The organism is Microcoleus sp. CAWBG640 (genome assembly GCF_020883015.1).
Lineage (GTDB): Bacteria > Cyanobacteriota > Cyanobacteriia > Cyanobacteriales > Microcoleaceae > Microcoleus > Microcoleus anatoxicus.
On sequence record NZ_JAHRFC010000030.1, the window covers coordinates 44,742 to 51,588 of the forward strand.

Consider the following 6,847-nt stretch of genomic DNA (forward strand, 5'->3'; position numbering starts at 1 on the left):
CCCCCTTAAGAAGGGGGGCTAGGGGGGATCAACCCAAGACTAAACAACTCAACCATAAACTTCAACCAACATCATGTCCCCCCCTTCTTAAGGGGGGCTAGGGGGGATCAATCCAAGACTAAGCAACCCAACCATCGACTTCAACCAACATCCAGTCCCCCCCTTAATAAGGAGCAACAGTGAGATCATGCCTTTATTAAACGACTCAAACTTCCACCTACCATACAACCCAAAACTCATCCCCATCGCCAAACAACTGCGAAAAAATCCAACTCCATCCGAAAAAAAACTGTGGCAGAATTTTCTCAGAAATTTCCATTTTCGAGTTTTGAGACAGCGCCCGATCGACAATTTTATTGTAGATTTTTATTGTGCGGCATTACTGTTAGTAATTGAGATTGATGGGGAGAGTCATTTTACGGAAGAAGGGAAACTATATGATGCAGAAAGAACCGGTATTTTACAGGGGTATGGATTGAAGGTTGTCAGGTTTACGAATGTTGCAGGTGTTGCAGAGTTTTGAGGGGGTTTGTCGGGAGTTGTGGGGTTTGATTGAGGGTGATTTTTGAGGCTAGATCCCCCCTAGCCCCCCTTCAGAAGGGGGGGACATGAAGGGAGGGGAGTTGAATGGGTTGATTGAGGCGATCGAGGCGATCGGATAAAATATTAGGCAACATAATTCAATTGTACTATGGAAAAGTTGACTCAATATCGATCGATCGCGCGATTCGTAAAAAAAGCGATCGACCTTTCCATCCCAAAAGAGCGATCGCCTCTATCCCCAAACAAGTTATCGCAATGTGCAATCTGTTCAATTGTTACCTACAATCTGACGATCAAAGAATCGAACTCGCGTCAAGCATTATTAACTCGGCTAAGGCTAAGCCCAAAGATATGTATTCCGAGGTTATAATGCAGTTCATCTAGCAGCAGGGCTATCATTTTTCAGTAATTTTCACTTAATAAGCAACTTTGATAGGTTGAGAAAACAATTCATTAAGTTGTTCTACTAGAGTCTGAACAGTAGTAATAAATTTACTTGTAACTAAACTATTATTTAAACTATCAATTGTGTCTAGGATGGAATCAAAGCCATAATTGAATACTAAGTCAGCTAGTATTTTGCCTTGCTCTTTGATTTCATCCTCCGTCTGTGCTGTTTCTAAAATAAATATCATTTCAATTAGCTTTTTGGCCATGTCAACGGTTTCAATGTATTTGTTAATTGAACTCAATGCTTTAGATACAGCCTCATAAACTGTGAATACTACTGATGCTACTGTTGATGCCTCTCGAGTAACGGGGAAAGCCTGAAGAACCAATTGACCTGCCAAACCCATTCCAAATGTTATTAATTTTAGCTGGATATCCCACCACTTTTCTGACTTTGCGAAAGAGTCATTGGATTGAGCCAAGGCATATACTATAAGACGTTTAATCTTTTCTTCTATATTAAGTTGAGTAATGTCAATAGAATTGTTAAGAGGAGGGTTTTGATTGGGCAGAGATGATGTGGCAACAATAGTAATCCAAGAAGAACTGTTAAACTCTTGAGATAGACCAAGTTGATTTTTGGCAGCAATAGTGATGGTATAATCACCGGGCGGCAGATCATTAGGGACAGTAAAGAAAGCTGAGAAATCTCCAGTATCTAAATCTATTGATTGAGGAGCGACTGAAACTTTCTTAGAACCGACGTAGAATTCCATATTGTCAGTATTGGTATTTCCTGTAACCTTGACTATATCACCTGGCTTGACATTACGGGTATATTCAGGCTGGTTTTTGGATACTGAGCCAATAGAAACAATAGGAGGTGCTATGATACCTGGAATAGGATTGTACCCCCCACCTTGATTCCCGTTATCGGAGCTGTTACCGCTACCATTCGCTGGATTATTACCACTATTTCCATCACTACCAGTGCGAATTGCAACTCCTTTTCCGCTAATGGGTGCCGGCGTAGGAGACGGAGAAATTGGCGAAACCGAACCACCATTGCCAGGAGTTATTGCAACGCCACCAGTGTTACTAATAGGTACAACATTAATATTGAAAGACTTGGGATCGCTCCATTCTTTGCCGTCGAAGGCGCGGACGAGCACTGGATTTGAGCCTAGAACAGAACCATAGAACTTGATGGTATTAAATTGGTCAGCAGGAATAAGAAATTTTCCGGGTGGCTGACCTTCCAGCGTCCAAGCTTCCATGTCTATACGGGTTGGATCAACTGAGATTTCGTAGAATTGAATAGCATCGCCGTCAGGATCGGCAATCTGCAATTGGTTAGCATAGTTTTGGAGAATAAAGCTCCCATTATAAGGCATCTGAAAATCTGGGAAAGAAGTAATAACGGGCTTCCGGTTAATTGTCTGCCCGTCATTAACTGTACTGGTGTTCGGTGTTTCCCAAGGACGATAAGCTTTCGCCCCATCCTGGGCTGTCCAGTAAATATATCCGCCTTCAAAATCAATGCGTTGCCCATCTTTCCAGTTCTCGTTTGCTTTTGTTGGGAAGCCTAACCAGTCACTAAAACTGCCATTTTCATTGTAAGTATTAGCGAAATCATGCCACAGTGCGATCGCCCCTGATCGATCACTCCAATAGACAGTACCATAATCGTAATTTCGACCGTAACCCTGTGCTCCATTTAGTGAAGAAACCGTCTTCCCATAGCTACCAGTAGGATTGCCTAATAAGTTTATGGCAGACTGATATGTGTTATCAATATCTTTCTGCCATTGAGGAATCGATGGCTCTGGATTAATAGGAATTATATGGCTATCAATCCAGCCACTAGCTAATCTCAGAGCCGAGAAATTGAAATTGTAATTGGTATTAGCCCCAGTAGAATTTGGAGCAACTCGAACATAGTAAGTCCCCGCGTCTAAAACGCCGTCCAGGAACTTAACGTCTGTACCATTATCAAACCTTGCCAATTGGCTGAGTTGACCGTTACTCGGAACTTTTTTCAGTAAATCAACTGTTGCTCCGGCACTAAACCCATCTAAAGTCATGATAACTTGTCGCTCTTCTTGTAGATCGAAGCGGTAATAGTCATCGCCATCAGTTTGACCAACAAAGTCCTTGAAAAACTTAGTAGTAAGATCTACTGGAATGATGCGAGCGTTGTCAAGGGTATTGCCAGCATAGTCAAGGGGAACAGCAGATAATTTCAAGTCATATTCATCACCATCATAATCTTGCGGCTTGTGAACGAGGACGTAATAAGTTCCCGGCTTGAGAGTCTGGCTAAACTCTGGAACAACACCAGGAGGAGTGCCTGAAATCCTATCAATATGTGTAGAATCGTCGCTGTTGAAATACCAGTCTTGGAACAAATAAAACCCAGTATTTCCCATCTTTCCACTCAAAGCAAAATCTACTTTGCTTTCACTGGTGATGTTAAACTTGTAGTAATCAAAGCGGTCATTTCTATCAATAACATCATGAAAAGTTTGTGTGCCAATTAAAGTCCCAATATCACGAGCCATGTCCGGTGAATTTCCTGCATAATCTGGAGGTATTTCAAAGGGTAGGGGTATGGCACTAATTTCGATAACCCCGATCGCATTTCCAGTACCATAGCTATACCAACTCACTTGGCCCGAAGGCTGCACAGTCAAATACCCGTTTTTGTAATAGTGATTAACAACCCCATTACTCACCACAGTCTTATCAAACGCCCCAGCAGATGAGGGAACTTGCCCTTGTCCGGGTTGTGGCGCATTGGGAGCAAAAGTGGCATTCAGCGTATAAGGTCGTACCAGCTTCTCCTGAGTCCAAGTCCAATCAGGTTCTAGCCAAAAATTGCTGGGAGTTTTCACCTCAATGTCATAGCGCCCTTTATTGAGATCGAGTTCCAACCATCCATCCGAGTTAGCAGAAACCTCAAGACTAGCAATTGATTCCGGTCGATCGTCAGAACCAATAAACTTCTTAACGCTCACTTCCATTTTACCGTTGGGAGAATTCAAATTAATCCTGATTTTTCCAGATTCATTCACCTCCACCCCATACTTAGCAATCCGGTTGTTGAACTGTATATTGTCATAAGTGACAACACCTGATAAATTACTTAACTCAGAAACAGCAGGCCCTGAAAAAACCGCACTTTGCAGGCTATTCTCTAAGGAAAAATAAGGCTGAGTTCTGTACTGTATATTCCCAGTAAAACTCGAAACCTTATCAGCAATAAACTGAGTTGATATGTTGTAATCCTTGAAACTAGACCCAGCCCCGTTGCCGACTTTGAGATAGTACGTCCCAGGATCGTAGAAATTGCCACCTTGAAAAGAAGTCTGTCCTTCCCCTACTACAGAAGTTTGAAGAGAAGCCCCTTTAAAGAAGGTATAAGACCCTGGCTTGCCGTCAGCTTTCGTAACAGTTACCTGCGGGGGAGTGGGAAATCCTGATACAGGGTTGAGACTGGTCAAATTCCAACTCACATAACCAGGTTCAGTCACCGTAAATTGGTAATATTTTTCAGGCTGGTTCGAGTCAACTCGATCGCTATCTGAGAAACTAGATGATGCTTGTACAGTAGCCGCAGCAAGAGAATTCCCACCCTTCGCCGCCCGTTCCTCTGGCGTTACCTTCCCTTGTCCACTCCAAGTATCCGGCGTTACCCAAGCTGTAGGTTTATAAACCTCCGGCGTTGTCTTCTTCGCCAAATCCACCGCCGCCAACGTATTCAAAAACCCAAAACCAGTCTCATCATCCCACCCAACTGGCCCCAAATCCCTCGCCGTAGACTTCAAAATCTCCATCACTTGGCGATAGTTCAAAGCAGGATTTGCCGCCCAAACCAAAGAAGCCGCCCCCGCAACTTTAGCAGTCGCTACCGAAGTCCCCGCCATCGTCCCTAAATCATTTCCCACAGTCGATAAATTGGGGTGTTCAGTCGTCCCGCCATCGGCCACAATATCCAAACCGCGACCATAACTAGAATAGTCCGATCGCCCGTTAATATCCCCAGCCCCAACCGTAAAGATATTGTCAAACTCCTGCGAAGCTTGACCCAAAACCGACATCACACCGCCATCGTTACCCGCCGCCACTACCAGCATTACGCCATTTTGCCGCGCATATTCGATCGCACTCCTTTCTGCGGTCGTCAACTCATAGCGCGTCGTCACACTCCCGTCAGCATTCTTCTGAGTCAAATCCAAACTGAGATTTGCGATCGCATTTTTCTGTCCAGAAGCCTTCGCAGCATCCACAAACTCTACCAAAGAATCCGCCCATCTCCCAGAATCGATCGCCCTTCCCACCCATTTCGGCGCAGTCTTATTAATTGCGTCAATAATCCCCAACATAAAAGTACCGTGCTCGCTACCTTCCCCAGCTTTCAGCAACGGATTATCATCCCCGCCCACATAATCGCGGCCCTTCTTAATATTCGCGTAATTCAAATAAGGACTATCCGCACTCACACCCGTATCAATACTTCCCACCAACGGCTGAGAAACTAAAGGAAAATTGAGCAATTGACGGATTGCATTCGGATTGTTAGGATTCGGCGAATGCGGATCGACAGGAATCAAAGCAATTGGCAAAGTCTCAAACGCGCCACCCGGATTGTAAGGGGTTTGAGTGGCAATCCCATCATGGTACAGACCCAGCGGGTCAAAATCAATCAGCGGTGGTAAATTATTAGTTGGTGCATCAGGGGCGATCGGGCAAACACCACCATCAGCAAAGAAATTCGGTAAATCTAAATCTGGTAGAGAAAAAGCACCTAATAACTGATGTAAGTGGTCAAATTCGTGCTGTAAATCTCCAAAACCCGCACTCGGAGTCACAATTTTTTCTAATATAAAACTTTTCGGTCGTTTCCGACTCTTTGTTTTACTGGAATCCCCAAAACCTTGAGCCCGATCGCGTTTTTTGCCACCAAAATTTAGCCAACCCATAACTTTTGCACCCTGTATTAATATGAAGTCGATCGCACAAACTTAATTAAATGCCTTCAGACATTCAACCAAAACCCTTTGTTGACAAGGATTTTTCAGTAATCGTCAAAATTTTCTGTTTATTTGAGAAATTACGCCAACTTAACAAATTTTCTGTATAGGCGATCCGCAAAAACTTTGTCAATGCTTAATTTTTATGATTTTTCGCTTCTTCACACGGTTATTGTATACCAAAAGTATTTGTGCGGTCGTAAAGTTTGTGTAAAGTTTTGGGGATAGCAATCCCCTCCTCAACCAGAAATATCCGCTACACAACCCTTCCCACGCAATCACAGGTGAAAAATGCGTAATTGCTAAAATAGTTAGAATTTACACTTGGTTTTTTTCTGATTTCTGATAACATGACTACCAAGGTGAAATTTGGATTAAAGTCTAAAACCCAAACAAATATCACTCAAGCTTCTTCACAAAATGCTTTAATACTTCCCTGCTTCATTAAAACGGGGTTAAATTCTCATTGAGAAATACCGTTTTCAGGGAAATTTAGGGTTGATCGAAATACTCAAAAACCTAACGGAGAAAACTGAAAAATATAAATATGCGATCGATTCAAGACAACTCAATAAAAACACCCACTTTGACTGACTTCTCTTGTCCCCCCCTTCTTAAGGGGGGCTAGGGGGGATCTAGTTTCAGCCTGAAACCCACGGTCTCTCTGCTTGATCCGAAAGTCTAGATCCCCCTAAATCCCCCTTAAGAAGGGGGACTTTGAGAGAACTCTTGTCCCCCCCTTATTAAGGGGGGTTAGGGGGGATCTAGTTTCAGCCTGAAACCCACGGTCTCTCTGCTTGATCCGAAAGTCTAGATCCCCCTAAATCCCCCTTAAGAAGGGGGACTTTGAGAGAACTCTTGTCCCCCCCTTATTAAGGGGG

At 43.5% G+C, this 6,847-nt stretch carries 2 protein-coding genes; one reads left to right on the forward strand and one right to left on the reverse strand.

Translation table 11 applies throughout. The annotated features are described in order from the left end of the window. Window positions 1–187: 187 nt before the first annotated feature. Entirely contained in the window at window positions 188–523 is a 336-nt protein-coding gene (locus AAFP11_RS16445) for an endonuclease domain-containing protein (protein WP_341738035.1), read from the forward strand. A 436-nt stretch (window positions 524–959) separates the two neighbouring features. Here AAFP11_RS16445 and AAFP11_RS16450 read toward each other — a convergent pair whose 3' ends face one another. Next, the gene (locus AAFP11_RS16450) at window positions 960–5,915 is read right to left on the reverse strand and encodes a S8 family serine peptidase (RefSeq protein WP_341738036.1); all 4,956 of its coding nucleotides are present in this window, start codon (window positions 5,913–5,915) and stop codon (window positions 960–962) included. Between the last annotated feature and the right edge of the window lie 932 nt (window positions 5,916–6,847).

Bases quoted from the DNA above. Each gene is read 5' to 3' on its own strand.
- AAFP11_RS16445 (WP_341738035.1), top strand. From the start codon at position 188: ATGCCTTTATTAAACGACTCAAACTTCCACCTACCATACAACCCAAAA.
- AAFP11_RS16450 (WP_341738036.1), bottom strand. From the start codon at position 5,915: ATGGGTTGGCTAAATTTTGGTGGCAAAAAACGCGATCGGGCTCAAGGT.